We start from the raw sequence: 26,898 nt of genomic DNA, 5'->3' as shown, positions 1-26,898 counted from the left end.
CGAGTGTCGGAGCCGCCCTGTCGGCGGCCCTCGGTAGGCTGTAACGCGGCCACCGCCTTCTCGCATTCCCGCCGACGAGCCGAAGGCTCCTGGAGAACCATGCCCCCCACCTCGTCCGCACCCGCCTCCGACTACTCGGCCCGGCACCTCTCGGTGCTCGAGGGCCTCGAGGCCGTGCGCAAACGGCCCGGCATGTACATCGGGTCGACCGACTCCCGCGGGCTGATGCACTGCCTGTGGGAGATCATCGACAACTCCGTCGACGAGGCCCTGGGTGGTCACGGCGACACGATCGACGTCGTCCTGCACGACGACGACAGCGTCGAGGTCCGAGACAGCGGTCGTGGCGTGCCGGTCGACATCGAACCCAAGACGGGGCTCAGCGGCGTCGAGGTCGTCTTCACCAAGCTCCACGCGGGCGGCAAGTTCGGCGGGGGCTCGTACACGTCGTCCGGGGGCCTGCACGGGGTCGGGGCGTCCGTGGTCAACGCGTTGTCCGAGCGGCTCGACGTCGAGGTCGACCGGGGCGGCAAGACCTACGCCATGTCGTTCCGACGCGGTGAGCCCGGAACCTTCGACGACGCCGACGCACCGACGCCCGACTCTCCGTTCACCCCGTTCGTGTCGGGCAGCGTGCTCCGCGAGGTCGGCAAGACCAAGCGGGGCGTCACGGGCACGCGCGTGCGGTACTGGGCCGACCGGCAGATCTTCACCCGCGGTGCGTCGTTCCAGACCGACGAGCTCTCGGGGCGGGCTCGACAGACCGCCTTCCTCATCCCGGGGCTCACGCTCACCCTCCGTGACGAGCGAGCAGGGTCGCTCACCGACGGCGGCTTCCCCCTCGAGAGCACGTTCCGCTTCGACGGGGGCATCAGCGAGTACGTCGAGTTCCTCGCACCCGACACCGCCGTGACCGACACCTGGCGCATGACGGGGTCCGGCACCTACACCGAGACGGTGCCCGTCCTCACCGAGGGCGGCGCCATGGTCGCCACCGAGCTCGAACGCGAGTGCGACGTCGACATCGCCCTGCGGTGGGGCAGCGGCTACGAGACGGTCTTCCGCAGCTACGTGAACATCATCGCCACGCCGAAGGGCGGATCGCACCAGGCGGGGTTCGAGGCCGGTCTCCTCAAGTTCGTCCGCCAACAGGTCGAGGCGAACGCACGTCGGCTCAAGGTCGGCAACGACAAGATCGAGAAAGACGACGTCCTCGCCGGCCTGACGGCCGTGCTCACGGTGCGATTGCCCGAGCCGCAGTTCGAGGGTCAGACCAAAGAGATCCTGGGCACGCCGGCTGTCCGGGCGATCGTGGCGAACGTGGTCGCCGACGAGTTCGGCAAGCTCTTCGCATCGACCCGTCGAGAAGACAAGGCCCAGACCGGCCTCGTCCTCGACAAGGTCGTGGCCGAGATGAAGTCCCGCATCGCCGCCCGCGCGCACAAAGAGACCCAGCGTCGCAAGAACGCCCTCGAGAACTCCACGCTGCCGGCCAAGCTCGTCGACTGCCGGTCGAACGACGTCGCGAACAGCGAGCTCTTCATCGTCGAGGGCGATTCGGCACTCGGAACGGCCAAGGTCGCTCGCAACAGCGAGTTCCAGGCCCTCCTGCCCATCCGCGGCAAGATCCTGAACGTGCAGAAGGCCTCGGTCAGCGACATGCTCTCGAACCTCGAGTGCGCCTCCATCATCCAGGTGCTGGGTGCCGGCTCGGGGCGTTCGTTCGACCTCGACGCAGCCCGCTACGGCAAGGTCATCATCATGAGCGACGCCGACGTCGACGGTGCGCACATCCGGACGCTGCTGCTCACGCTGTTCTTCCGCTACATGCGCCCGATGATCGAGGCCGGGCGGGTGTTCGCCGCCGTGCCTCCGCTTCACCGCGTCGTCTTGATGCACCCCGGCAGCAAGCCGAACCAGACGCTCTACACGTACTCCGAGAAAGAGTTGCACGGCGTCCTCGCCGGCCTCAAGCGCACCAACAAGAAGTTCCAGGACCCCATCCAGCGCTACAAGGGCCTCGGCGAGATGGATGCCGAGCAGCTCCGCACGACGACGATGGAACGCCAGAACCGCATGCTCCGCCGCGTGAAGGTCGACGACGCCGAGAACGCCGCTCGGGTCTTCGAGTTGCTGATGGGCAACGACGTCGCTCCCCGCAAAGAGTTCATCATCGACGGAGCTGGCCTCAGCCGCGACCGAATCGACGTCTGAGCGCGATTCTGCTCGATGCCGGGCACGACGCCGCTTCTCGTCATCGAAGGGCGGCGTCGTCCCTGTGACCGGGCCGGCCCGGGACAGGTCACTCGCCCGGTTCGGCCCCGGCTTCGAGGCCCGTCGCCGAGTCGGTGATGTGCGCCACGGACGCCCCGATCGACCCGACGACGGCATCCAGCGGAGTGCCCGACCCGTCGCGACGGGAGAGTTCGGTCGGCAGGGTGCGCACCGAGCCGTCCGGTCCGACCGCCTGGGCGGGCCGGGGGCCGACCCAGGCCAGGGAGAGCGCGTCCTCGCCTCTCAACAACGCGTGGGACCTGACGCCGCCGGTCGCCCGGCCCTTGCCCGGGTACTCGTCGAACGCGCTCAGCTTGGCCCGCCCGGGGTCGGTGCCGGCGATCGTGGCACTGCTGCCGGAGACGGTCGCGACGACGGCCTCGCGGCCTGAGGGCACGGCGCCGAAGAAGATGACCGTGGCGTCGTCCGACAGGTTGATGCCCGCGACGCCTCCGCCGGCCGGCCCCTGCGGACGCACCGACGAGGCGGTGAAGCGCAGCAGTTGCGTGGCCGACGAGACGAAGACCAGTTCGTCGTCGTCGACGCCCTGGGCGACTCCGACGACCTCGTCGCCCTTCTTGAGCGAGATCACGGGGAAATCGGGTCGAGCCGGGTACTGGCCGGTCGCCACGCGCTTCACGACGCCTCGCGCCGTGCCGAGGGCGATGGTCCGCTCGGAGGTCAGCGAGACGAGTCCGAGGACGCGCTCCTTCTTGTCGACCAGACCGAGGTAGTCACGGACGGGGACCCCCGCGCCGAGCTGGACCGAGGTCGGCGGCACGGACGGAAGGTCGACCGGGGTGAGTCGGACGAGGCGACCGAGGTTGGTCACCGCACCGATCTCGGTGCGGGCCGTCGTGTCGATCGACGACAGGACGGCGTCGTGCTTCGTGCGTCGCGCCGGGGGAGTGGGCACGGCCGAGTCGGGGTCGAGGTGGTCCACGCGCAGGATGCGGCCGGTGGTGGAGAGGAACACCCTGGTCGGGGTGTCGGCGATCTCGAGGACGGGGGCGGCCTTGCTGCCACGACCCGTCGTGGCGACGCTCGGTCGGGCCTCGGTCAGCAGCGTGCGCCGCGGGGTGCCGAACTGCTCGGCGATCTCGCCGAGCTCGCTCGAGACGAGGGCGCGCAGACGGGCGGGGTCGGCCAGCAGCGCCTGGAGGTCGGCGATCGCCGCGAGCAGCTCGTCGCGCTCCGCCTCGAGCTCGATCCGGCTGAACTTCGTCAGGCGCCGCAACTGCAGGTCGAGGATGTACTCGGCCTGGATCTCGCTGAGGTCGAAGACCTCGCGGAGACGGGCTCGCGCGGCGGCGGTGTCGTCGCTCGTCCGGATGACCTGGATGACCTCGTCGATGTCGACGATCGCGACGAGCAACCCCTCGACGAGGTGGAGGCGGTCCTCTTTCTTCGCGAGCCGGTAGCGGCTGCGACGGGTGACCACCGAGAGCCGGTGCGCGACGTAGACCTCGAGCATCTCCTTCAGCCCGAGCGTCCGCGGCTGCCCCTCGACGAGGGCGACGTTGTTGATGCTGAAGCCGTCCTCGAGCGGCGTGTAGCGGTAGAGCTGCTCGAGCACGGCCTCGGGGCTGAAGCCCGTCTTGATGCCGATGACGAGACGCAGGCCGTGCGTGTGGTCCGTCAGGTCGGTGACGTCCGTGATGCCGGTGAGCTTCTTCGCCTGCACCCCGTCCTTGATCTTCTCGATGACCTTCTCGGGGCCGACGAGGTAGGGCAGCTCGGTGACGACGAGACCGTTCTTGCGCGCCGTGATGCTCTCGACGGCGACGCGCGCCCGGGTCTTGAAGCTGCCACGACCCGTGGCGTACGCGTCACGGACCCCGGCGAGGCCGGCGATCGTGCCTCCGGTCGGCAGATCGGGGCCGGGCACGAAGGCCATCAGGTCGTCGAGGCTCGCGTCGGGGTGGTCGATGAGGTGACGAGCGGCGCCGACGACCTCGACCAGGTTGTGCGGGGCCATGTTCGTGGCCATGCCCACGGCGATGCCGCTGGCACCGTTGACGAGCAGGTTGGGGAACGCGGCGGGCAGCACCTCCGGCTGCATCAGCTGGTTGTCGTAGTTCGGGACGAAGTCGACGACGTCCTCGCCGAGTCCCTGGGTCATGGCCAGCGACGCCTCGGCGAGCCGCGCCTCGGTGTACCGGGGCGCCGCCGGCCCGTCGTCCAGGGAGCCGAAGTTGCCGTGACCGTCGATCAACGGGACCCGCATCGTGAAGGGCTGCGCCTGACGGACCATGGCGTCGTAGATCGCCGTGTCGCCGTGGGGGTGCAGCTTGCCCATCACCTCGCCGACGACCCGCGCGCTCTTGACGTGTCCGCGGTCGGGTCGGAGGCCCATCTCGGACATCTGGTAGAGGATGCGCCGCTGGACCGGCTTGAGACCGTCGCGGGCGTCCGGCAGGGCCCGTGAGTAGATGACCGAGTACGCGTATTCGAGGAACGACCCCTGCATCTCGAGCGAGACGTCGATGTCTTCGATGCGTTCGCCGTGGTCGGGGTCGTTCGTGTTCTCGGTGGTGGTCATGCACTTCTCACGGATCGGGGTGACGGAGGCCCCCGGTCGTCGCTGTGCCAGACTGGGGCCGGTGTCCTCCATCGTACCGGCGCGCCCTCGAGGGGCCGCGAGCCTGGCCGACGTGGTGCCCTCCTGTCTCGCCTCGCTGCGCGGTGAGGCCAACGTGCTCGGCCTGCCGCCGGCCCGGGCCGCCGTCGTCGTCGTCGTCGACGGCCTCGGGCAGGCAGCGCTCGGTGCCCGTCGCGGCCACGCCCGCACGTTGTCCGGGGTGAAGGGCAGCCTGTGGTCCGGCTGGCCGACGACCACCGCCGCGGCCCTCACGACCCTGACGACGGGGGCGCTGCCGGGGCAGCACGGACTCGTCGGCTACTCGGTCCTCGACGCCGAGAACGACCGCGTCGTCAAGCAGCTCTCCGGCTGGGACGACCGCATGCGCCCCGACGAGTGGCAGCGCCGCCCCACCTTGTTCGAGACGGCGACCGACGTCGAGTCCCACGCGGTCGGCCCGAAGCGCTACCGGTCCTCCGGCCTGACCGAGGCGATCCTCCGCGGAGCGACGTACGACGTCGCCGAGAGCGTCGGTGACCGCTTCGCGACCGCGGCGGAGCTCGTGGAGTCGAGCCGCGCCTCCCTGATCTATCTGTACGTCCCCGAGCTCGACATGATCGCGCACCGGGCCGGGTGGGAGTCCGATGAGTGGATCGACGCCCTCGAGGGCGTCGACTCCGAGGTGCGGTCGCTCGAGGCGGGGCTGCCGCCGGACGTCGGGGTGATCGTCACGGCCGACCACGGCATGGTCGACGTGGGGGAGCGGCGCCGCATCGTGTTCGGCGGGACTCCCGCCCTGGTGGACGGGGTCCGCCACGTGGCCGGAGAGCCCCGGTGCCTGCAGCTGCACCTCGAACCGGACGCCGGCGACGATCGACGACGCGCGCTGCTCGACGCCTGGCGGTCGGCCGAAGGTGATCGCGCGTGGGTGCTGACCCGGGACGAGGCGGTGGAGGCCGGCTGGTTCGGCCCGGTCGACCCCGTGGTCGTACCCCGCATCGGGGACGTCCTCGTCGCCGCCCGTCGCGGCGTGGCCTACTACGACGGCCGTGACCGGGGCGGTGAACCCGGCACGATGATCGGGCAGCACGGCTCGTGGTCCGACGACGAGACGATGGTGCCCCTGAGGGCGTTCGGCGCGTACCGCCGTTAGCCGCCGGAACGGCGAGGCGTGCGGTCAGGCGGGATCGTCGTCGGACCGCGCGCCGAAGACGATCTCGTCCCAGCTCGGCATGGACGTGCGACCGCGGGCCTTCTTGGCCGGCTGGGCGGCACTCGGCATCTCCCTGCGGGCTGCGCGTCCGCGGCTGCCGCGGATGCCCGAGGGCTGGACGGGCACGCTCTCGACCGTGATCTCGCCTCGGTCCGACGGGTCGGGCAGGACGGGCGTCGGCTTCGTGGCCCCCTCGGGCAGGTCGAAGTCGTCGAGGGGGACGTCGATCACGCGGATCGAGCCCGTCGCCGGGTGGTCGCCCCGCCCGTCGTCGTCCGAGAAGCGTGCCGCCTCGCGTTCGCCGCGACGGCGACGCAGGGCCTCGAGCAGGTCGGCGGTCTGGTCGTGGCCGCTCGCGTCGTCGGGAGTCCGGTTGGCGGCCGCGAAGGAGGCGGTGCTCCGGCCCCCGGGACGCAGCCGGTCGGTCGCCGGCTCGGCAGGCACCTCGACCTCGGCGTCTTGCTCGACGAGGAACGCCCCGCTGTCGAAACGCCCCGACGTGTCGTCCGGACGGGAGTCACGGCCCACGGCCCGGAGACGGGGGACGAGCGGACCGGCTTCTACGTCGTGTCGGGACAGACGGTGGGCGTCCCCGCCGAGCGGCGCCAACACGGACTTCTTGGGATCGAACCGCCAGGTCGCGTCGCGCTCGACCTCGTGGGTGACGAAGGCCACGTGCACCACCCACCCGTGCTCGGCGTCCTTGTAGGCGGTCCACTCGCGCTGCGTGGTCTCGGCACCGTCCAGTCGCTCGTCGATGACGGCCCCGAAGGTCGTCGCCGGCACGTCGTCGGCCACGGAGACGGGGACGGCGTGGGCGCTCTCGAGGACGAAGGCGCGCTCGGCGAGCACGGGACCCTCGAACCGGTGCACGTAGTCGACGTCGGCGCCGGTCAGCTCGGCGACCTGGCGGGCCGTCTTGCCGGCACGGACGAGGGCCTGGATCTCACGCGGCGGCGCCTTGCGCTCGACCGGGGCGTCGGCGGGGCTGGCCGCCCGGAGCTGGGAGTGGAGCGTGTGCGTGACGGGAAGGCGGTACTCGCCACCGGCGTCGGTCGAGACGAGCAGAGCTCCGCTCTGGACGCCGATGACCCTGAGATCCTGCATTTTCCACGCCTTTCACCGTCGTGATCCGGTGCCAAGAGTCGCATGCCGGGGCCCGTTCTCGCGGGAATACGACGGGCGTGCCGTCAGTTCTTCCGAGGCGGCCGAAAGGCCGTGGGAACCGGTTTGCTATTCGACAACGAGTGATGCAAACTGCACCCGCCGAATCGGGCACACGAACGACCGAAGAACTGGATGGGCATGGCCACCGACTACGACGCACCTCGCAAGAACGACGACGACGGCTCGGAGTCGATCGAGGGGCTCAAAGAGAGGGTCCCCGACAAGATGACCGGCGTCGTCGACGACGACGCCGACAACCCGGGCTCGTTCGAGCTCGCCGGGCAAGACCTCTCGGACCTCGACCTCGACGTCGTCGTCCTCCCCCCTCAGGTCGACGAGTTCACCTGTGTCGAGTGCTTCCTGGTGAAGCACCGTTCGCAGCTCGACCACGAGACCAAGCTGGGCGCTATCTGCCGGGAGTGCGCCGCCTGAGCTCGTCCAACCGGTGGACGACCTCGTCGGGACGACGGGTCGACACCAACCAGTAGGGCGCCGGGTCGTCGAGATCGGTCAACGAGATCTTGACGACCGGGTGAACCCACCCCCGGAACAGGGTCCATGCTCGCGCGTCGAGCCTGGGCCCTCTCTCTTTGGTGGCCTCGGCACCGCTGAAGCCCTGGGCCTCACCGATCTCGTGGGCGAACAGCCGAGCCCTGCCGGCCGTGAACCCCTCGTCGTCGATCGTCAGCACCGGCGAGGTGAGGACGAGCGCGACGACGGCTCCCACGTAGAACACGACGGCCATCACGACGCCCACGGTCGAGTTGATGGGCAGGAAGACCAGCAGGGTGGCGGGGACGAGCAGGGCGCACGCCACGAAGACGGAGAGCGGCGGGAGCAGGCGCTCACGGTAGGGGTTCATGGGGTCCATTCGACCAGACTTCTGCACTACCCTCGACACGTGACCCAGACCCTCGACGTCCTCATCGCCGCCGAGGCGACCTCGGTGCCCGAGTACGCCCATCCCGGTGACGCCGGAGCCGACCTGCTGTCGACCGACGACCTCGTGCTCCTCCCCGGGCGACGGGCACTCGTCGGCACGGGGGTGTCGATCGCGCTGCCCGAGGGCTTCGCCGCGTTCGTCGTGCCGCGCAGCGGCCTCGCGGCCAAGCACGGCATCACCGTCGTGAACTCCCCGGGCACCGTCGACTCCGGGTACCGCGGCGAGATCAAGGTCTCGTTGCTCAACACCGATCTCGAGGCGGCGCACCACGTCGCCGTCGGCGACAAGATCGCCCAGCTCGTCATCATGCCCGTCGTCCGTGCGACCTTCGTCCCCGTCCCGACGCTCCCCGAGAGCGTGCGCGGGGTCGACGGGCACGGCTCGACCGGATACGCACACAACCCAGGAGGCACCGCGTGAGGAAGTCCAAGCGCCGCGAGCAAGAAGTGGCCGAGGTCGCGATCGACGTCGAGTCGGCCGACGTCGCCGACGTCGAGGTCGACATCGAATCGTTCGACGAGACCGAGGTCGAGGTCTTCGACGACTCGAAGTCGGCACCCGGTGACCGCGCCGAGGTCGGCCCGCTCGACGAGACCGAGGCCAACCCGGTCCGGCCGTACGTCGACCTCGGCGGGGTGAAGATCCTGCCCCGCGAGGGCCTCCACCTCCGTCTCGAGGTGGAAGAGGGCAGCAAGCGCGTCGTCGCCGTGGGCCTCGACTTCGCCAAGTCGACCCTCCAGGTGCAGCCGTTCGCCGCACCGCGGACCACCGGTCTCTGGAACGAGATCCGGGGTCAGATCAGCGAGCAGATCGAGAAGCAGGGCGGGACGACCACTGAGGTCGAGGGGCCCTTCGGCCCGGAGGTCCGTGCCGAGATCCCGGTGATGGGCGGTGACCCCGGCACGACCCGGCGGGCTCGCTTCATCGGCGTCGACGGCCCGCGGTGGTTCCTGCGAGGCGTCATCGCGGGCGACGCGGCCGACGACGGCGACGCCGCCGAGAAGATCGAAGAACTCTTCCGCAGCATCGTCGTCGTGCGTGGCACGACCCCCATGCCTCCCCGCGAGCTCATCCCGCTGGCCATGCCCAAGACCGGTCCGACCGACGCCCCGGGCACCACGCCCTCGGTGGTCTGACCCGAGGTGTCCGTGACGCCCGAGCGGCCCGATCCGTCCGATCCGGCCCCGCTCGACGACCCGAGGGTCTCTCTCGCGGCGCAGCTCCAGGCCGCGGCGCGGCGGGCCGGCATCGGTCAGGTCGCGCCGGGCGAGGTGCCGACGGCCGCGGCGTTGCTGACCGCCATAGGTGGCGTCCGGGGCCTCGTCGAATCGATCGTCCCGGGCCTCGGGTTCGTGGTCGTCTACACGATCACCCGCGACGTCGTGCCGTCGGTTCTCATCCCGTTGGTGCTCGCCGTGGCGTTCGTCGTGGCGCGGGCGGTGCAGCACGGCCCCGTCGCGCAGGCCCTGGCCGGGGTCTTCGGCATCGCCCTCTCGGCCGGCATCGCGCTCCTCTCCGGCCGGGCCGAGAACAACTTCGTCCCGGGCCTGGTCGTCAACGCCGCATCGCTCCTGGCGTTGCTCGTGAGCATCGCGGTGCGCTGGCCGCTCATCGGCGTCGTCGTCGGGCTGCTCACGAACGACGGGACGGGGTGGCGGGCGGACCGCGCCAAGCGTCGCGTCCTCGTGCTGGCCACGTGGCTCTGGGTCGGGCTCTTCGCCGCGCGCCTGGCCGTCCAGGTGCCGCTCTTCCTCGCCGGGGACGTCGCCCTCCTCGGGACCCTCAAGCTCGTCATGGGCGTGCCGCTGTACGCCGGCCTGCTCTGGGTCACGTGGTTGCTCGTCCGGACGGTCTACCGCGGACGCGACGCGGCGGACGACGCGCGGGGCCGGACGAGCTGACCCGCGCCTCCTGGTGCTATGTTTTGTCTCGACATCGAGACAAATCGCTGGGATCGGCCCCGGGGACACCCCGCGGACTTAGGCTGACCTCGCTGGTGGGCGTCGCGCCCACCGGCCAAGATGAGGGCGTAGTCAGCAAGGGAGACGGCACGTGTCTGCAATCAACAGTTTCGGCTCGAAGAACACCCTCACGGTCGGGTCCACCGACTACGAGGTCTACCGCATCGACGCGGTCGAGGGTTCTTCGAAGCTTCCGTTCAGCCTCAAGGTCCTGCTCGAGAACCTGCTCCGCACCGAAGACGGTGCGAACGTCACGGGCGACCAGATCAGGGCGCTCGGCTCGTGGCAGCCGACCGCCGATCCCGACACCGAGATCCAGTTCACGCCGGCCCGCGTGGTCATGCAGGACTTCACCGGCGTGCCCTGCATCGTCGACCTGGCGACCATGCGCGAGGCCGTCGCCGAGCTCGGCGGCGACCCCACGAAGATCAATCCGTTGGCGCCCGCCGAGCTCGTCATCGACCACTCGGTCATCGCCGACCTGTTCGGCTCCGAGGACGCCCTCGAGCGCAACGTCGAGATCGAGTACGAGCGCAACGGCGAGCGGTACCAGTTCCTCCGCTGGGGCCAGACCGCCTTCGACGACTTCAAGGTCGTCCCGCCGGGCACCGGCATCGTGCACCAGGTCAACATCGAGTACCTGGCCCGCGTCACCTACAGCCGTGAGGTCGGCGGCGTGCTCCAGGCGTACCCCGACACCCTCGTCGGCACCGACTCGCACACGACGATGGTCAACGGCCTCGGCGTGCTCGGATGGGGCGTCGGCGGCATCGAGGCCGAGGCCGCCATGCTCGGTCAGCCGGTGTCGATGCTGATCCCCAAGGTCGTCGGCTTCAAGCTCTCGGGCTCGATCCCCACCGGGGTGACGGCCACCGACGTCGTGCTCACCATCACCCAGCAGCTCCGTCGCCACGGCGTCGTCGGCAAGTTCGTCGAGTTCTACGGCGAGGGCGTGGCCGAGGTGCCCCTGGCCAACCGCGCCACCATCGGCAACATGAGCCCCGAGTTCGGCTCGACGGCGGCGATCTTCCCGATCGACGACGTCACCCTCGACTACCTGCGCCTCACCGGCCGGTCGGACGAGCAGATCGACCTCGTCGAGCAGTACGCCAAGCTGCAGGGGCTGTGGCACGACCCGTCGACCGAGCCCGTCTTCAGCGAGTACCTCGAGCTCGACCTCGCCACGGTCGTCCCGTCGATCGCGGGTCCGAAGCGTCCGCAGGACCGCATCGAGCTGACCGAGGCCAAGTCGCAGTTCGAGGTCGACCTCGAGAACTACGCGAGCACCGACCACTCCCACGTCGACGCCGCCGTCGAGGGCACCTTCCCGGCTTCCGACCCCATAGGCTTCACGGCCGAGGACGACGACGACACCCAGCCGCACTCGATCTCGCACACGTCCCACGCCCCGGCCAAGGTCTCCAAGCCGACGTCCGTCGCGCTCGGGGACGGCTCGACCTTCACGCTCGACCACGGCGCCGTCGCCATCGCGGCCATCACGTCGTGCACCAACACGTCGAACCCGTCCGTCATGCTCGCCGCGGGCCTGCTCGCCCGCAACGCCAGCAAGAAGGGCCTAAAGGCCAAGCCCTGGGTCAAGACGACCCTGGCACCCGGCTCGAAGGTCGTCACCGACTACTACGAGAAGGCCGGTCTGACCGCCTACCTCGAAGACCTCGGCTTCTACACCGTCGGTTACGGCTGCACGACCTGCATCGGCAACTCGGGGCCGCTGCTCGACGAGATCTCGACGGCAGTCCAGGACAACGACCTGGCCGTCACGGCCGTCCTGTCGGGCAACCGCAACTTCGAGGGTCGCATCAACCCCGACGTGAAGATGAACTACCTCGCCAGCCCGCCCCTGGTCATCGCCTACGCCCTGGCCGGCTCGATGAACTTCGACTTCGAGAACGACGCCCTCGGCACCTCGGACGACGGCACGGACGTCTACCTCCGTGACATCTGGCCCGACGCGGCCGAGGTGCAGCAGACGATCGACTCGTCGATCGACACCGACATGTTCACCCACGAGTACGCGGGCGTGTTCGACGGTGACGAACGCTGGCGGTCGCTGCCGACCCCGACCGGTGCGACGTTCGAGTGGGACTCCGAGTCGACCTACGTGCGCAAGCCCCCGTACTTCGAGGGCATGACGATCGAGACGACGCCGGTGACCGACATCCACGGTGCACGCGTCCTGGCCAAGCTCGGCGACTCGGTCACGACCGACCACATCAGCCCGGCCGGTTCGATCAAGGTCGACAGCCCCGCGGGCCACTACCTCGACGAGCACGGCGTCGACCGCAAGGACTTCAACTCGTACGGCTCGCGCCGAGGCAACCACGAGGTCATGATCCGCGGCACCTTCGCCAACATCCGGCTCAAGAACCAGCTGTTGGACGGCGTCGAGGGCGGCTACACCCGCGACTTCACGCAGCCCGAGGCCCCGCAGTCGTTCATCTACGACGCCAGTGCCCGGTACCAGGAGCAGGGCACGCCCCTGGTCATCCTGGGCGGCAAGGAGTACGGGTCGGGTTCGTCCCGTGACTGGGCCGCCAAGGGCACCAGCCTGCTGGGCGTCAAGGCGGTCATCACCGAGAGCTTCGAGCGCATCCACCGCTCGAACCTCATCGGCATGGGCGTCGTCCCGCTGCAGTTCCCCCAGGGCGAGAGCTGGGAGACCCTCGGGCTCGACGGCACCGAGCAGATCGACATCGTCGGTCTCGAGCAGTTGAACGACGGCACCACCCCGAAGACGGTCCACGTCACGGCGACCCCGACGGCCCACTCGCCCGAGGGCAAGCAACCGGTCGAGTTCGACGCCGTCGTGCGGATCGACACCCCGGGAGAGGCGGACTACTACCGCAACGGTGGCATCTTGCAGTATGTCCTGCGCAGCCTGGTCTGATCGCCGGTACGCACCGACCCGAGACCCCCGGACGAGCACGCGCGTCGTCCGGGGGTCGTACGGCGTTCTCGCCGGGCGCGTGCCTAGAGTGGACGGATGCCCGAGAGGGCGGAGGAGGAAGACCAGCATGAGCCTGTTGCAGACGATCACGGGGCCTCGTGACCTCGACCGCCTGACGAACGACCAGATGGTCGAACTGGCCGCCGAGATCCGTCGGTTCCTCGTGACAGAGGTGTCGAAGACCGGGGGGCACCTGGGGCCGAACCTGGGCGTCGTCGAGCTGACCTTGGCCATGCACCGCGTGTTCCACTCGCCGCACGACGCGTTCGTCTTCGACACCGGCCACCAGTCGTACGTCCACAAGCTGCTCACCGGTCGTCAGGACTTCTCGGGACTGCGCCTCCGCGGCGGACTCGCCGGGTACCCGCAGCGGTCGGAGTCCGAGCACGACATCGTCGAGAGCTCGCACGCCTCGAGTTCGCTCTCGTGGGCCGACGGCATCTCGAGGGCCTTCCAACTCACCGGTCGCGACGACCGGCACGTCGTCGCCGTGGTCGGCGACGGTGCCCTGACCGGCGGCATGACGTGGGAGGCGCTGAACAACATCAGCGACGACAACGACCGTCGCCTCACGATCGTCGTCAACGACAACGGTCGGTCGTACGCACCCACCATCGGTGGCATGGCGCGGTTCTTGAACACCGTCCGCACCCGCCAGGCCTACCGAGAGCTCCACGTCGGCAGCCGGGCCGTGTTCGACCGACTCGGGCACCCCGGTCGGGCCGTCTACCGCGGCGTCCGAGGGGGACTCCACGGCTTCCTGAGCCGCTTCACGAACAACGAGGCGCTCTACTCGAACCTCGACATCAAGTACATCGGCCCGGTCGACGGGCACGACCAGGTCGCGATGGAAGAAGCGCTGCTCCAGGCGAAGAACTACGGCGCCCCGGTCATCGTCCACGCGATCACCGAGAAGGGCCGCGGGTTCGACCCGGCGCGGGCCGACGTCGCCGACCAGTTCCACGCGGTCGGGCAGATCGACCCCGAGACGGGCGAGCCACTCGAGGCCGCCACGTCGCCGTCGTGGACGTCGGTCTTCGCCGACGAGATCGTCGACATCGCCGAGCACGACGAGAAGGTCGTGGGCATCACCGCGGCCATGCTCCGACCGGTGGGCCTGCACAAGCTCGCCGAGCGCTTCCCCCACCGGGTCTTCGACGTCGGCATCGCCGAGCAGCACGCCGTGACGAGTGCCGCGGGCCTGGCCTTCGGTGGTCTGCACCCCGTGGTCGCGCTGTACGCGACGTTCGTGAACAGGGCGTTCGACCAGGTCCTGATGGACGTCGCACTGCACCGGGCCGGCGTCACGTTCGTCCTGGACCGCGCGGGCGTCACGGGGCCCGACGGCCCGAGCCACCACGGCATGTGGGACCTCGCCCTGCTGCAGATCGTGCCGCACATCCGCCTCGCGGCCCCGCGTGACGCCACGAGGCTCCGCGAAGAACTGCGCGAGGCCGTCTCGGTCGACGACGCCCCCACGGTCATCCGGTTCTCGAAGGGTGCGGTCGGCGTCGAGCACGAGGCCGTGGAGCGCCTTGCGGACGGCGTCGAGGTCCTTCGTCGGGCCGGTCACGACGACGTGCTGATCGTCTGCGTCGGCCCCATGGCCGGCATCGGGCTCGAGGTGGCCGAGCGACTGGAGGCCCAGGGCATCGGCGCGACGGTCGTGGACCCGCGCTGGGTCGTCCCCGTGCCCAAGAGCATCATCGAGCTGGCCGCCACGCACCGGCTCGTGATCACCATCGAGGACGGCGTGCGCGTCGGTGGCATCGGGACGCGGGTGCGGCAAGACCTCCGCGGCGCCGGGGTCGACACCGCCGTGACCGAGCTGGGACTGCCGGACGAGTTCCTCGAGCACGGCTCGCGCGCCGAGATCCTCGAGGAGGCCGGCCTCACCCCCCAGCACATCGCGCGGGACGTCGTCGCCCAGGTGCTCGGCAGCCGCATCCCGGTCGCCCGTCCGCTCGACGAGGGCGCGCCCGCGTCACGCAACGAAGACGCGCGACACGACTGACCGTCGGCACGGCTGAGCCTCGCCCTCGGCCGCACGGACCGTCGGCACGGCTGACGCTCGGCCGCACGGACCGTCGGCGCGACGGACGCGAACGAGGCGGATTCCCCGCCCCGGCACGACGAACGCCCCATCTCGACCTGAGACGGGGCGTTCGTCGTCGCGGGGCTGGGCCGCGCCGGGTCTTACTCGACGCCGCGGATCGCGGGCTCGTGGAAATCGCGTCCACGCACGCGCCGCGAGGCGCCGACCCGGTCGAGGTACGGCGTCACCCCGCCCATCTGGAAGGGATACCCCGCCCCGAGGATCAGGCAGAGGTCGATGTCTTCGGCCGCCGCCACCACGTGGTCGTCGAGCATGCGTCCGACCTCGTCGGCGAGCCCGTCCTCGATGCGGACCCGCAGCTCGTCGTCGGTGAGGGCCGTACCGGGGCCCGCGGCCAGAGCGACGGCCTTCTTGTCGAACCCCTTGCGGCGCCCCTTCGAGTCACGCTCGAAGATCGTGCCGTGCTCGGCCAGACGATGCAGCCCGTCACTCGCGAAGAACCGGTCGGGGAAGGCCGCGTGGTGGGTGTCGAGAACGTGCGCCCCGACCGTGAGCCCGACGAGTTCGAGCAGTTCGAAGGGGGTCATGGGCAGGCCGAACGGTGCGGTGGCACGATCGACCACCTCGAAGGGCGTCCCCGTCTCGACCGCGTGCATGGCCTCGCCGAGCAGTTTGGCCAGGATGCGGTTGACGACGAACCCGGGGGTGTCGGCCGTGATGACGGCGTTCTTCCGCAGGGCCTTGGCCGTGACCATGGCCGTGCTGAGCGTCTCGTCGTCGGTCGCGGGCGTCTTGACGACCTCGATCAACGGCATGACGGCGACGGGGTTGAAGAAGTGGAACCCCACGAGTCGCTCGGGGTGGGCGAGCCGCGCCCCGATCTGCTCGACGCTGAGCGACGACGTGTTCGTCGCCAGCACCGTGGTGTCGGAGACGACGGCCTCGACGTTCGCGAAGACCTCTTGTTTGACGCCGAGTTCTTCGAACACGGCCTCGATCACCCAGTCGGCGTCGGCGAAGTCCGAAAGGTCGGTCGTGCCCGTGATCAGCGCCTTGAGCCGGTTCGACTCGTCTCGCGAGATGCGTCCCTTGCCCTGCAGATCGTCGATCTCCCCGCGGATGCGGCCGAGGGCCGTGTCGACCCGGTCCTGGTCGAGGTCGGTGATGACGACGGGCACGCGGAGGCGGCGGACGAAGAGCAAGGCGAACTGGCTCGCCATGAGACCTGCCCCGACGATGCCGACCTTGCCGACCGTGCGGGCGAGGTCGGGGGAGGGCGCCCCCGCGGGCTTCTTCGCCCGCTTCTGCACCAGGTCGAAGGCGTACATGCTGGCGTGGAACTGGTCACCGGCCACGAGGTCGGCCAGGGCTTCGTCCTCGGCCGCGAAACCGGTCGCCCGGTCGGTGTTCTTGGCCGCCTTGAGCAGGTCGAGGGCGGCGTACGGGGACTTCGCCACGGTGCCGATCTTCGACTCCAGAGACTTGCGTGCCACCGACACGGCGACGTCCCACTTCACCGCGCGCTCGAGCTTGCCGGGCACGTTCGGCCGTTTGACCACGACGCGTCCCGTCAGCACGTCGTCCGCCCAGCGGATGCTGTCCTCGAGGAACGCGGCCGGGCCGAACATCACGTCGACGATGCCGAGCTCGAGGGCCTGGGCGGGCTTGAGGGTGCGGTTGTTCTTCAGCGGGTTCTCGATGACGACCTTGAGCGCGTTCTCGATGCCGATGAGGTTCGGCAGCAGCCAGGCCCCACCCCAGCCCGGGATGATGCCGAGGAAGACCTCGGGCAACGCGATCGCCGCGGCGGACGAGTCGACCGTCCGGTAGTCGGCGTGCAGGCCGATCTCGACGCCGCCACCGAGGGCGAGCCCGTTGACGAACACGAAGGTGGGCACGGCGGCGTCGTGCAGCTTGCCGAGCACGGCGTGGCCGAGCCGGGCCAGCTCGCGGGCGACGTCTCGACTGGGGATGGCGCTGACCTTGCTCAGGTCGGCACCCGCTGCCAGGAAGTACGGCTTGCCCGTCACGGCGATCGCCGCGATCGCACCCGAGGAGGCGCGGGTGCGGACCGCGTCGAGGGTCGCGCCGAACTCGTGCAGCGTCGCCGGCCCCAGGGTGCTCGGTCGGGTGTGGTCGCGACCGTTGTCGAGGGTGACTAGGGCGAGGACGCCCCCCGAGGGCAGCGGGACGTCTCGGACGTAGGAGTGCGTGACGACCTCGTCGGCCGACAGCTCGGTCAGTTGTTCGGTCGCCGTGCTCATGCGCGAGCCGCCTTTCGCGAGTGGTGGGGGTTCTCCCAGATGACGCTGCCGCCCTGACCGAGGCCGACGCACATGGCCGTGAGGCCGTAACGCACCTCGGGGTGCTGCTCGAACTGGCGGGCCAGCTGGATCATCAGCCGGACGCCCGACGAGGCGAGGGGGTGCCCCACGGCGATGGCGCCGCCCCAGGGGTTCACGCGGGGGTCGTCGTCGTCGATGCCGAAGTGGTCGAGCAGCGACAGCACCTGGACGGCGAACGCCTCGTTGAGTTCGAAGAGCCCGATGTCGTCGATCGAGAGCCCGGCCTTGCGCAAGGCCTTCTCGGTGGACGGGACGGGGCCGATGCCCATGATCTCGGGCTCGACGCCGGCGAAGGCGAAGCTGACGAGGCGCATCTTGGGGGTGAGCCCCAGCTCTTTCGCGGCTGCCCCGGACGCCATCAGGCTGACCGTCGCCCCGTCGTTCAGCCCGGACGAGTTGCCCGCCGTGACGCGACCGTGCGGCCTGAACGGCGTCCGGAGGGCGGCCAGCCCCTCCATGGTGGTCTCGGGGCGAGGAGCCTCGTCGCGGGTCGCGAGCCCCCAGCCCTGGTCGGTCTTGATCGCGACCGGGACGAGGTCGGGCTGGATCTGGCCGGCCTCGTAGGCGGCGGCCAGCTTCTGCTGGGACCGCATCGCGTACCGGTCGGAGCGTTCTTTGGTCAGCTGGGGGAACCGGTCGTGGATGCGCTCGGCGGTGTTGCCCATGTTGAGGGCCTCGCCACTGACGAGCTTCTCGGCGACGAACCGCGGGTTCGGGTCGGCGGCGAAGCCCATCGGGTGGCGCCCCATGTGCTCGACGCCACCGGCGAGGGCCACGTCGTAGGCGCCGAAGGCGATGCCTCCGGCGACGGTGGTCACGCTGGTCATGGCACCGGCGCACATGCGGTCGATCGCGTACCCGGGCACGGACCGGGGCAGGCCGGCCAGGAGTGCCGTCGTGCGACCGAGGGTGAGCCCCTGGTCGCCCTGCTGCGTCGTGGCCGCGATGGCGACGTCGTCGATGCGTTCGGGCGGGAGCGACGGATTGCGCTCGAGAAGGCCCTTCATCGCCTTCACGACCAGGTCGTCGGCCCGGGTCTGCCAGTACATTCCTTTGTCGCCGGCCCGACCGAACGGGGTGCGTACCCCGTCGACGAACACGACATCGTTGCTCTCGGCCACAGTGCCTCCAGTGTCAGGATTCGCTCCTGATCTTAGGGACGAGGCCGGGGGCCCGAGAATCGTTCGAGCAATCCTACGAAGGGCCGTCGCCCGTCGGCTCGGGCTCTTGGTGGGCGTCGACAAAGGCCTCGGCGACGGCCTCGGCCACGGCGTCGACCTGCCAGGGGCGTGCCCCGAGCTCGACCATCGCCGCCGAGATCGTCGGTGCGTCGAAGGGGATCGGCGGGTCCCAGGCGAGGCGGCGGAGCGTCTCGGGCGTGAGCAGGTTCTCGACGGGGAGGTCGAGACCCTCGGCGATCTCGGTCACCCGCGGTCGCACGGCCTTGTACCGGGCGTCGGCGAGCGGGTTCTTGTCGGCCCACGAGCGGGGTGGGGGCAAGGTGTCGCTGGCCGGGCCACGGTGCGACGGCAGGTCGGTCGTGGCTCGACCGCGTTCGATGGCGGCGAACCACCGGTCGAGTTCGCTGCGGCTGGCGCGGCCGACGAACTCCTTGATGCCGGCCAGGGCACGCTTGTCGGTCGGCATGGCCCGGGTCGCCGCGACGAGCGACGAGTCGGGCACGAGCCGCCCGGGGGCCGTGTCGATCTCTCGGGCGTAGTCGTCGCGGGCCTGCCAGAGCTCGCGGGCGACGGCCAGCGAGCGCGATCCGCGCAGGCTGTGCAGCCCGGTCAGGCGACGCCACGGGTCGACGCGGGCGGGCTTGGCCTCGCGGCGCAGCGTCGCCTCGAACTCCTGACGCGCGATCTCGAGCTTGCCCGCGTCCGCGAGCACCGCCTCCATGGCGTCCCGCAGGTCGACGAGCAACTCGACGTCGAGCGCGGCGTAGACCAGCCAGCTCTGGGGGAGCGGACGCGTGGACCAGTCGGCCGCGCTGTGCTCCTTGGCGAGGTGGACGCCGAGAAGGTGCTCGACGACGGCCCCGAGCCCGACCTTCGGCAGCCCCGCGATGCGGGCACCGAGCTCGGTGTCGAAGATGCGACTCGGGTCCAGGCCCACCTCTCGCAGGCAGGCCAGGTCTTGGCTGGCGGCGTGGAGGACCCACTCTTCGTCGCCGATGACGTCCTGCAGCTCGGCGAACGAGCCGATGGCGGGGGGATCGAGCAAGAACACCCCGGCCCCCCGACGGAAGACCTGGATCAGGTAGGCGCGTTGCGAGTAGCGGTAGCCGGAGGCACGCTCAGCGTCGATCGACACGGGGCCGGTGCCGGCCCGGATCGCCTCGACCGCCGCGAGGTACCCCTCGCGGTCGTCGATGACGGCGACCTCTCCGTGGACCGAGTCCGCCGTCTCGACCCGGGGTCGGACGGTCACCCGGGGCTCCGCGCCGCCGGAGCCGTCGCCGACGGGTGTTGCCTCGTCTGGTGTCGCTGTGGTCATGTCTCCGCTGTTCCTGTCCGGGGGCGCTGTTCTGGTCCGGTCGCGCCGTCCTGATCCGGTGGGTCAGTCCCGCCCGACCCGCCGCGAGGCGAGGAGCGTCACGCCCTCGACCGTCGGGGGCAACCCGGCGAGCGTGCAGATCAACTCGCTCCAGGCCTCGATGTGCGGGGCCAGGTCGGTGGTCGTGGGACTCCACGAGGCCCGGAGCTCGAGCTGGGCCCCGTCGCCGTGGCTGGCCAGCTCACCGTATCCGGTCGAGAGGATCTTCGTGGCGGTGCCGGAGGCCTGGTCGTACGAGGCACCCCGGGCGTCGAGGCTGTCGACCAACCACGACCACGCCACGTCCGCCACGAACGGGTCGAGGGCGAGCTCGGTCTCGAGGGGGGCCTGCGCGAAGCTGACCACGCGGAACGGGCCGCCCCAGGCCTCGGGTTCGTCCTCGTCGTAGAGCAGGACGAAGCGTCCCGTGCCCAGGTCGGGGTCGGGGCGGCCGGCGGCACCCACGACGTCGCCGGCGAGGGCCAGGGCGTGCGGCGCGAGGCCGTTCGGCGCGGGGATCTCGGTCACGGCGAGGGCGTCCCGTGCGGAGGCGCGGTGGACGGACTCGACGGCCGCGGCGAACGCGGGCGGCCGGGTCGGCGTCGGGGGGATCTCGGACACCCTCGAAGACTAGGGTCGAACCCGAGGGCGACCCCCGCGGCACGCCGCGCCCGGCTCAGCAGATCCACAGGTCACCCCGAAGCCACCTGCCGTCGCCCGAGGAGCTGCCCGTGATCCGCCCCGCCCCCACCGGTCGACGGGGCCTCGGCTCGCTCGCGATCGTCTCGATCGCCGTCGGCGGCACCGTGTTCCTGTCGTCCGCTGCCCTGGTGTCGGGGGTCGTGGCCATCGCGCGCAAGATCGTGACCCCGGCCCGACGGCGACGCGACGACGTCCGGGTCGAGGGCCACGACGCCGCGGCCGGGACGGTGACGCTGTCCTCGACGCCCGACACGCGCCTCCCCGGCCGGTACAGCTTCTGGTTCGACCGCGGCCGTGGGCACGCCCGCCTCGGCGAGGTCGTCCGAGACGACAGCCGGCACGTCGTGCGGCGGGTCGAGGCCGTCGAGGGCGGCGAGCTCGAGCGGGCCCGTCACGGCCGCATCGGGGGCTGGCTGTTCCCGACGCCGCAGGACGCCGGCCTCGACGCCCACGAGGTGACGATCGCCACCGAGGTCGGCCCGGCCCCGGCGTGGCTCGTCCCGGTCGGGTCCGGCACCGGCGGCCCCTGGATGATCGGCGTCCACGGCCGCGGGGTGACCCGGGCCGAGACCATCCGCGCGGTGCCGGTCTTCCACCGACGCGGCGTCACCTCGCTGCTCGTGTCGTACCGCAACGACGGCGAGGCACCCCGGTCGCCGGACGGCCGGTACGCGCTCGGCGACTCCGAGTGGCGAGACGTCGAGTCGGCCCTCCGGTACGCCCTCGACCACGGCGCGACGTCGGTCGTGCTGATGGGCTGGTCGATGGGCGGTGCCCTCGTGCTGCAGGCGGCGACGCGCTCGGCCCTCCGCGGGGTCGTCGCGGGCCTGGTGCTCGAATCACCGGTGGTGGACTGGCGGACGACCCTCGCCTACCAGGGCGCGGCCATGCGCGTGCCGCCGGTCGTCCAGGGCGTCGTGCTGCGCCTCCTGGGGTCGCCGCTGGCCTGCCGGCTGGCGGGCAGCGCCGAACCGATCGACTTCGACCGGCTCGACCTGGTGGCGCGCTCCGGTGACCTCGAGGTGCCGGTGCTCGTGCTGCACAGCGACGACGACGGCTTCGTGCCGTCCACCGCGTCGCACGCGCTGGCCGAGGCGCGACCCGACCTCGTGACGCTCGAGGTGTTCGAGGTCGCCCGGCACACCAAGCTCTGGAACCTCGACCCCGAACGGTTCGACGCGACGATATCGGGGTGGCTGGACCGTCAGCGGCTCGCCGGGCCGCCCTCGACGGACCACCGCGCGTAGAGCGTGCTCTGCTCGTCGACGAGCAGCTGGCCGAGCACGAGCGACGCCGGGTCGAAGCGTTCGCGTCCGAACACGGGCAGGCCGCTGCCGATCACGAGCGGCGAGGTCGACAGGCACAACTCGTCGACGAGCCCGTCGCGCAAGAACTGCCCGGCGAGCGACGGCCCGCCCTCGCAGACGAGCGAACGGAGGCGCTGGTCGCGGAGGCACCGCAAGATCGCGGCGGGCTCCAGCCGACCGTCGTCGTCCGGTGCGGTCAGCACGGCCGCGGCCGCCCAGATCGCCTCGCCCAGGGTCTCGCGGACCCGCGCCCGGGCGGAGGCCGGACAGACCACGACGACGCGCTCGGCCTCGGTCGGGTCCATGCGGTGGCCCGAGAGGTCGCCGGACGACGTGACGACGACCAACCGGGACGACTTCGGCACGCGGTAGCCCTCGGCTCGCACGCTCGCCGCGCCCACGAGGACGCCGTCGGCGAGCGAGCGGATGGCCGCCAGGATGGTGCGGTCGGTGGCGTTGCTCAGGGTCTCCGAGGTGCCGTCCGAGCCCGCGGCGTCACCGCTGACCGCGGCGATGAGGTTCAGGCGCAGCCAGGTCTCGCGAGGCGGGTCGTACAGCTCGCGGATCCGGGCCGGCGCCTCGGCGTCGTCGATGTCGAGCTCGAGCCCGACGTCGGTCGGCCGCTCGAGCGCGTGCAGCACCCGAAGCGTCACGCGGCGGCGGTCCGCTCGCGGATCTGGCGCTTGGCCCGACCCAGCAGGGCGGTCATGCCGCGGATGCGCAACGGGCTGACCGCCTCGGTCAGGCCGATGGTCTGCGGGTAGTCGTCGGGGACGTCGTCGAGCACCTGCTCGACCGTGAGCCCGTCGAGCCCCTGGGCGAGGATGGACGCGAACCCCCGCGTCGTCGGCGCCTCGCGCGGAGCCGTGGCGTGCAGGTGGACACGGCCCTCGGCGACCTCGACGAAGAGGAACACGGGGGACTGGCACTCGACCACCCGCTCGAGCAGGTCGGGGTGGTCGGCGTAGCGCTCGGGCAACTCGGGCAGCTCGTTCGAGAACTCGAGCAGCAGCTGCAGGCGGTTGCGGACGTCGAGCGCGAGGAACTCCTCGCGGATCTCGACGAGCGCCTCGGGCAGTGCGCCGGGGGAGGCGGCCACCTCGGTCACCGGGCCGGCACCTCGCCCGGCTCGGTGCCCTGGACGATCGGGACGCGCACGGCGCTGCCCCACTCGGTCCACGAGCCGTCGTAGTTGCGGACGTCCTCGAAGCCCATGAGGTGCGTCAGGACGAACCAGGTGTGGCTCGACCGCTCACCGATGCGGCAGTAGGCGACGACCTGGTCGCCGTCGGCGAGGCCCGCGCCGTCGCGGTAGATCGCGTCGAGCTCGGCGAGCGGACGGAAGGTGCCGTCGTCGGCCGCGGCCTTGCCCCACGGCACGTTCTGCGCGCTGGGGATGTGGCCGGCGCGCAGGGCTCCCTCGTCGGGGTAGGCCGGAGCCGTCGTGCGCTGACCCGAGAACTCCTCGGGCGACCGCACGTCGATCAGGGGCTTGCCGAGGTGGGCCAGCACGTCGTCCTTGTAGGCCCGGATGACACTGTCGTCGCGCTCGACGACGGGGTAGTCCGTCGGCTCGACCGCCGGGGCGTCGGTCGTGTAGTCGCGCCCCTCGGCCTCCCATTTGGCGCGGCCGCCGTCGAGCAGGCGGACGTCCTCGTGGCCGAAGAGCGAGAACACCCAGAGGGCGTAGGCGGCCCACCAGTTGTTCTTGTCGCCGTAGATCACGACGGTGCTGTCGCGCGAGATGCCGCTGCGGGCCATGAGGGCGGCGAAGCCCTCGCCGTCGACGTAGTCGCGCTGGACGGGGTCGTTCAGGTCGAGGTGCCAGTCGATCTTCACGGCGCCGGCGATGTGGCCGGTCTCGTAGAGCAGGACGTCCTCGTCGGACTCGACGACGACGAGCCCGGGCGTGCCGAGGTGCTGCTGCAGCCACTCGGTGCTCACGAGTCGCTCGGGGTGGGCGTACTCGCCGAAGCGGGCGGACGTGTCGTGCTCGACGGCCATGGTGTCTCCTCGTTCAAGGTGTCGGGATGGAGCCGGCGGCGGGCGACCGGTCGTGCCCGGCGGCGTAGGATCGCCTCTGGTCGGCCCCGTCGAGGTTACGCATGCCGCGTGACCGTCGCCCGGGAACCGTACGACTCTGACACATCCCCGCCCCCACCACCGCGAGGCCGCCGCCATGCCCCCCGAATCCGTCAGCACGCTCGTCTCGTTGACCGACCGCACCCCGACGATCACCGGGGCCGAGATCGTGACGCAGCTCGTGCCTCCTCGGCAGTTCGCCGACGCCTCGCTCGAGAACTACCGACCCGACCCCGAGTTCGCCTCGCAGGCCGAGGCGGTCGCCGCCGTGACGACCTTCGGAGGCGCGGGTGCCGAGGCACCGAAGAGGGGCCTGTTCCGCAAGAAGCAGGCCGTGCCGGCCGTCCGCCCGGGGCTCTACCTGGACGGCGGCTTCGGCGTGGGCAAGACCCACCTGCTGGCCGCCCTCTGGAACCGCACGACGGGGCGCCGGTACTTCGGCACGTTCATTGAGTACACGGCGCTCGTCGGTGCCGTCGGCTACGCCGGTGCGGCCGCGCAGCTGAAGGGTGCGTCCCTGGTCTGCATCGACGAGTTCGAGCTCGACGACCCGGGCGACACGATGATGATGACGCGGTTGCTCGGCGACCTGGCCGACGACGGCACGCGCATCGCGGCCACCTCGAACACCCCGCCCAACGCACTCGGCGAGGGTCGATTCGCCGCGGCGGACTTCCTGCGCGAGATCCAGGGGTTGAGCGACAAGTTCCTCACCCTGCGCATCGACGGGAACGACTACCGGCGACGCGAGGTCGAGGCCAGGGCACACGTGGTCGACGACGTCGACGCCGCGGCGGCTTCCCTCGGCGGCACGGTGTCGCTCGACGACTTCGACGGCGTCGTCCGTCACCTCGCGACCGTCCACCCCAGCAAGTACGTCAAGCTCGTCGACGACCTCGACGCCGTCGGCCTCCGCGACGTGCACGTCCTCACCAGCCAGGTCGACGCGCTGCGCCTCGTGGCCTTCGTCGACCGTCTCTACGACGCGCAGATCAGGGTCGTCGCGTCGGGCACGCCCCTCGACCAGGTCTTCTCCGACGAGATGCTCTCCGGCGGCTACCGCAAGAAGTACCTGCGCGCCGTCTCGCGCCTCGTGGCGCTCACCTCGCTCTGACCGTCGTCACGCCCGATGCCGGTGATCTGGTAACACGTTGTTTACCTGCGCCCGAATCGTGTTACATCGGGGAAACAATCCCGCACACGGACCGAAACCTCACCCCGAGACACTGAGGACCGCACCGGACGAGAGCGTCCCTCACCACAGCCCGCGAACCCACGCGGTGGACCTCGACGTCGGTGCCTCCCCGGCTCAGGAACTCGAGAGGTGACCCGTACATGGAACTCGACCAAGGCAACACCGCCTTCATGCTCATCTGTGCAGCACTCGTGCTGCTCATGACCCCCGGCTTGGCCTTCTTCTACGGCGGACTCGTCAAGGCCAAGAGCGTCATCAGCATGATGATGCTGAGCTTCGGGGCCATGGGCCTCATCGGTGTGCTCTGGGTGCTCTTCGGGTACTCGATCGCGTTCTCGAACGGACCCCAGGGCCCCGCCGGGACGGACAGCTTCATCGGCATCGACGGCGTCCTCGGGTTCGACTGGAAGACCCTCGGCCTCCAGCAGCTGTACACGGACGCCGTGGCCGGTGGCAGCGGCGCGTACCCGACCATCGCCTTCGCGGCGTTCCAGGCGACCTTCGCCATCATCACGGTCGCCCTGGTCTCGGGTGCGATCGCCGACCGCGCCAAGTTCGGGGCGTGGATGGTCTTCGCCGGGGTCTGGGCCACGGTCGTCTACTTCCCCGTCGCCAGCTGGGTCTTCAACTTCACGCTGGGAGACGACGGAAGCGTCGTCGACGGCGGCTGGATCGCGAGCATGGGCGTCATCGACTTCGCCGGTGGAACCGCCGTCCACATCAACGCCGGTGCTGCCGGCCTCGCCCTCGCCCTCGTCCTGGGCAAGCGCGTCGGTTTCGCCAAGGGCGCCGACAAGCCGCACAACCCTCCCTTCGTGCTGTTGGGTGCCGGCCTCCTCTGGTTCGGGTGGTTCGGCTTCAACGCGGGTTCCGAACTCGCGGCCGACGGGATCGCAGCCGTCGCCTTCATGAACACCATCGCCGCTCCCGCGGCCGCCATCCTCGGCTGGCTCGTCGTCGAGAAGATCAAGGACGGCAAGGCCACGTCCGTCGGGGCCGCGTCGGGTGCCGTGGCCGGCCTGGTCGCCATCACGCCGGCCTGCGCCACCCTCAGCCCCCTGTGGGCGATGGTCCTGGGGCTGCTCACCGGTGCGGTCTGCGCGATCGCCATCGACCTCAAGTTCAAGCTCGGCTTCGACGACTCGCTCGACGTGGTCGGCATCCACCTCATCGGCGGTCTCATCGGCACGCTCTACATCGGCTTCTTCTCGACCGACTACGGCCTGTTCTTCGGTCACGGCCCGGCGCAGCTCGGCATCCAGGCCCTCGCCGCCGTCGTCGTGTTGCTCTACTCGTTCGTCCTCGCCTACGTCATCGGCTTCGCCATCGAGAAGACGATCGGCTTCCGCGTCAAGAACGAGGACGAGGTGGCCGGCATCGACCTCGCCATCCACGGCGAGGAGGGCTACGTGCTCGAGAACTCCCGCGCCTGACCCCACCCGCACGACGAACGGCCCCGGTCCTCGGACCGGGGCCGTTCCGCGTCCGCCGGGCGCGTCCCGCGGCAGAGCGCAGGAGGCGCGGTGCGAGACCGCCCGCACCGCGCCTCCTGCTCGTGACCGCCTC

At 70.6% G+C, this 26,898-nt stretch carries 21 protein-coding genes; 11 read left to right on the top strand and 10 right to left on the bottom strand.

What is annotated here, in order from left to right:
- The first annotated feature begins 99 nt into the window (after positions 1–99).
- Positions 100–2,214 carry a type IIA DNA topoisomerase subunit B gene (locus tag ASG05_RS01530; RefSeq protein ID WP_056256513.1) on the top strand — a complete coding sequence of 705 codons (2,115 nt, stop codon included), beginning with the start codon at positions 100–102 and terminating at the stop codon, positions 2,212–2,214.
- Between the two features lie 88 nt (positions 2,215–2,302).
- Here ASG05_RS01530 and ASG05_RS01525 read toward each other — a convergent pair whose 3' ends face one another.
- Positions 2,303–4,816 carry a DNA topoisomerase (ATP-hydrolyzing) subunit A gene (locus tag ASG05_RS01525; RefSeq protein ID WP_056256511.1) on the bottom strand — a complete coding sequence of 838 codons (2,514 nt, stop codon included), beginning with the start codon at positions 4,814–4,816 and terminating at the stop codon, positions 2,303–2,305.
- A gap of 61 nt (positions 4,817–4,877) precedes the next feature.
- On the opposite strand from ASG05_RS01525, the gene ASG05_RS01520 reads away from it, so the two are divergent.
- A complete protein-coding gene (locus tag ASG05_RS01520) occupies positions 4,878–6,008 on the top strand; it encodes an alkaline phosphatase family protein (protein WP_056256509.1) in 1,131 nt (376 codons plus the stop codon).
- A 24-nt stretch (positions 6,009–6,032) separates the two neighbouring features.
- On the opposite strand, the gene sepH is transcribed toward ASG05_RS01520, so the two are convergent.
- Positions 6,033–7,175: a septation protein SepH gene (sepH, locus tag ASG05_RS01515; RefSeq protein WP_056256506.1), complete on the bottom strand. Its 1,143-nt coding sequence runs from the start codon at positions 7,173–7,175 to the stop codon at positions 6,033–6,035.
- Positions 7,176–7,373: 198 nt separating this feature from the next.
- Here sepH and ASG05_RS01510 point away from each other — a divergent pair, with 198 nt between their 5' ends.
- Positions 7,374–7,667, top strand: a complete 294-nt coding sequence (locus ASG05_RS01510) for a DUF4193 domain-containing protein (RefSeq protein WP_043592858.1) — start codon at positions 7,374–7,376, stop codon at positions 7,665–7,667.
- Here the strand turns inward: ASG05_RS01510 and ASG05_RS01505 are convergent.
- On the bottom strand, positions 7,642–8,097 hold the full coding sequence (locus ASG05_RS01505) for a DUF3093 domain-containing protein (RefSeq protein ID WP_056258226.1): 456 nt from the start codon (positions 8,095–8,097) through the stop codon (positions 7,642–7,644). The genes ASG05_RS01510 and ASG05_RS01505 overlap by 26 nt on opposite strands.
- A 39-nt stretch (positions 8,098–8,136) precedes the next feature.
- Here ASG05_RS01505 and dut point away from each other — a divergent pair, with 39 nt between their 5' ends.
- The 5 genes from dut (at position 8,137) to dxs (ending at position 15,121) form a co-directional block, all read left to right on the top strand.
- Positions 8,137–8,598: a dUTP diphosphatase gene (gene dut, locus ASG05_RS01500; protein ID WP_056256504.1), complete on the top strand. Its 462-nt coding sequence runs from the start codon at positions 8,137–8,139 to the stop codon at positions 8,596–8,598.
- An 83-nt stretch (positions 8,599–8,681) separates the two neighbouring features.
- The gene (locus tag ASG05_RS01495; protein WP_056258223.1) at positions 8,682–9,314 is read left to right on the top strand and encodes a DUF3710 domain-containing protein; all 633 of its coding nucleotides are present in this window, start codon (positions 8,682–8,684) and stop codon (positions 9,312–9,314) included.
- 12 nt (positions 9,315–9,326) lie between these two features.
- Positions 9,327–10,079: a DUF3159 domain-containing protein gene (locus tag ASG05_RS01490; protein ID WP_235491353.1), complete on the top strand. Its 753-nt coding sequence runs from the start codon at positions 9,327–9,329 to the stop codon at positions 10,077–10,079.
- A 151-nt stretch (positions 10,080–10,230) separates the two neighbouring features.
- On the top strand, positions 10,231–13,047 hold the full coding sequence (gene acnA, locus ASG05_RS01485; protein ID WP_056256498.1) for an aconitate hydratase AcnA: 2,817 nt from the start codon (positions 10,231–10,233) through the stop codon (positions 13,045–13,047).
- Between the two features lie 127 nt (positions 13,048–13,174).
- On the top strand, positions 13,175–15,121 hold the full coding sequence (gene dxs / locus ASG05_RS01480; protein WP_056256496.1) for a 1-deoxy-D-xylulose-5-phosphate synthase: 1,947 nt from the start codon (positions 13,175–13,177) through the stop codon (positions 15,119–15,121).
- Between the two features lie 182 nt (positions 15,122–15,303).
- Here dxs and ASG05_RS01475 read toward each other — a convergent pair whose 3' ends face one another.
- The 4 genes from ASG05_RS01475 to ASG05_RS01460 form a co-directional block, all read right to left on the bottom strand.
- Positions 15,304–17,427: a 3-hydroxyacyl-CoA dehydrogenase NAD-binding domain-containing protein gene (locus tag ASG05_RS01475; protein WP_056256493.1), complete on the bottom strand. Its 2,124-nt coding sequence runs from the start codon at positions 17,425–17,427 to the stop codon at positions 15,304–15,306.
- Complete coding sequence (locus ASG05_RS01470) at positions 17,424–18,629, bottom strand: thiolase family protein (protein ID WP_056256490.1); 1,206 nt, start codon at positions 18,627–18,629, stop codon at positions 17,424–17,426. Before ASG05_RS01470 ends, ASG05_RS01475 begins: the two co-directional genes overlap by 4 nt.
- 73 nt (positions 18,630–18,702) lie before the next feature.
- Positions 18,703–19,941, bottom strand: a complete 1,239-nt coding sequence (locus ASG05_RS01465) for an HRDC domain-containing protein (protein ID WP_056256488.1) — start codon at positions 19,939–19,941, stop codon at positions 18,703–18,705.
- A 129-nt stretch (positions 19,942–20,070) separates the two neighbouring features.
- Complete coding sequence (locus tag ASG05_RS01460; RefSeq protein ID WP_056256485.1) at positions 20,071–20,667, bottom strand: DUF3000 domain-containing protein; 597 nt, start codon at positions 20,665–20,667, stop codon at positions 20,071–20,073.
- A 110-nt stretch (positions 20,668–20,777) separates the two neighbouring features.
- Here ASG05_RS01460 and ASG05_RS01455 point away from each other — a divergent pair, with 110 nt between their 5' ends.
- Entirely contained in the window at positions 20,778–21,995 is a 1,218-nt protein-coding gene (locus tag ASG05_RS01455) for a S9 family peptidase (RefSeq protein WP_235491352.1), read from the top strand.
- On the opposite strand, the gene ASG05_RS01450 is transcribed toward ASG05_RS01455, so the two are convergent.
- The 3 genes from ASG05_RS01450 to ASG05_RS01440 are packed head-to-tail and all read right to left on the bottom strand — an operon-like array spanning position 21,953 to position 24,059.
- The gene (locus ASG05_RS01450; protein ID WP_056256482.1) at positions 21,953–22,708 is read right to left on the bottom strand and encodes a dihydrofolate reductase family protein; all 756 of its coding nucleotides are present in this window, start codon (positions 22,706–22,708) and stop codon (positions 21,953–21,955) included. The two genes, ASG05_RS01455 and ASG05_RS01450, sit on opposite strands and share 43 nt — an antisense overlap.
- Complete coding sequence (locus ASG05_RS01445) at positions 22,705–23,163, bottom strand: SufE family protein (RefSeq protein WP_082486207.1); 459 nt, start codon at positions 23,161–23,163, stop codon at positions 22,705–22,707. The genes ASG05_RS01450 and ASG05_RS01445 overlap by 4 nt, the downstream gene beginning before the upstream one ends.
- Entirely contained in the window at positions 23,160–24,059 is a 900-nt protein-coding gene (locus ASG05_RS01440; RefSeq protein ID WP_056256479.1) for a sulfurtransferase, read from the bottom strand. The genes ASG05_RS01445 and ASG05_RS01440 overlap by 4 nt, the downstream gene beginning before the upstream one ends.
- Before the next feature lie 175 nt (positions 24,060–24,234).
- On the opposite strand from ASG05_RS01440, the gene zapE reads away from it, so the two are divergent.
- On the top strand, positions 24,235–25,251 hold the full coding sequence (gene zapE / locus ASG05_RS01435) for a cell division protein ZapE (protein ID WP_056256476.1): 1,017 nt from the start codon (positions 24,235–24,237) through the stop codon (positions 25,249–25,251).
- Positions 25,252–25,472: 221 nt separating this feature from the next.
- A complete protein-coding gene (locus ASG05_RS01430) occupies positions 25,473–26,765 on the top strand; it encodes an ammonium transporter (RefSeq protein ID WP_056256474.1) in 1,293 nt (430 codons plus the stop codon).
- The last annotated feature ends 133 nt before the right edge of the window (positions 26,766–26,898 follow it).

The sequence above is a fragment of the Frigoribacterium sp. Leaf186 genome (assembly GCF_001423905.1).
Lineage (GTDB): Bacteria > Actinomycetota > Actinomycetes > Actinomycetales > Microbacteriaceae > Frigoribacterium.
This window is presented reverse-complemented; position numbering and strand designations above follow the sequence as displayed.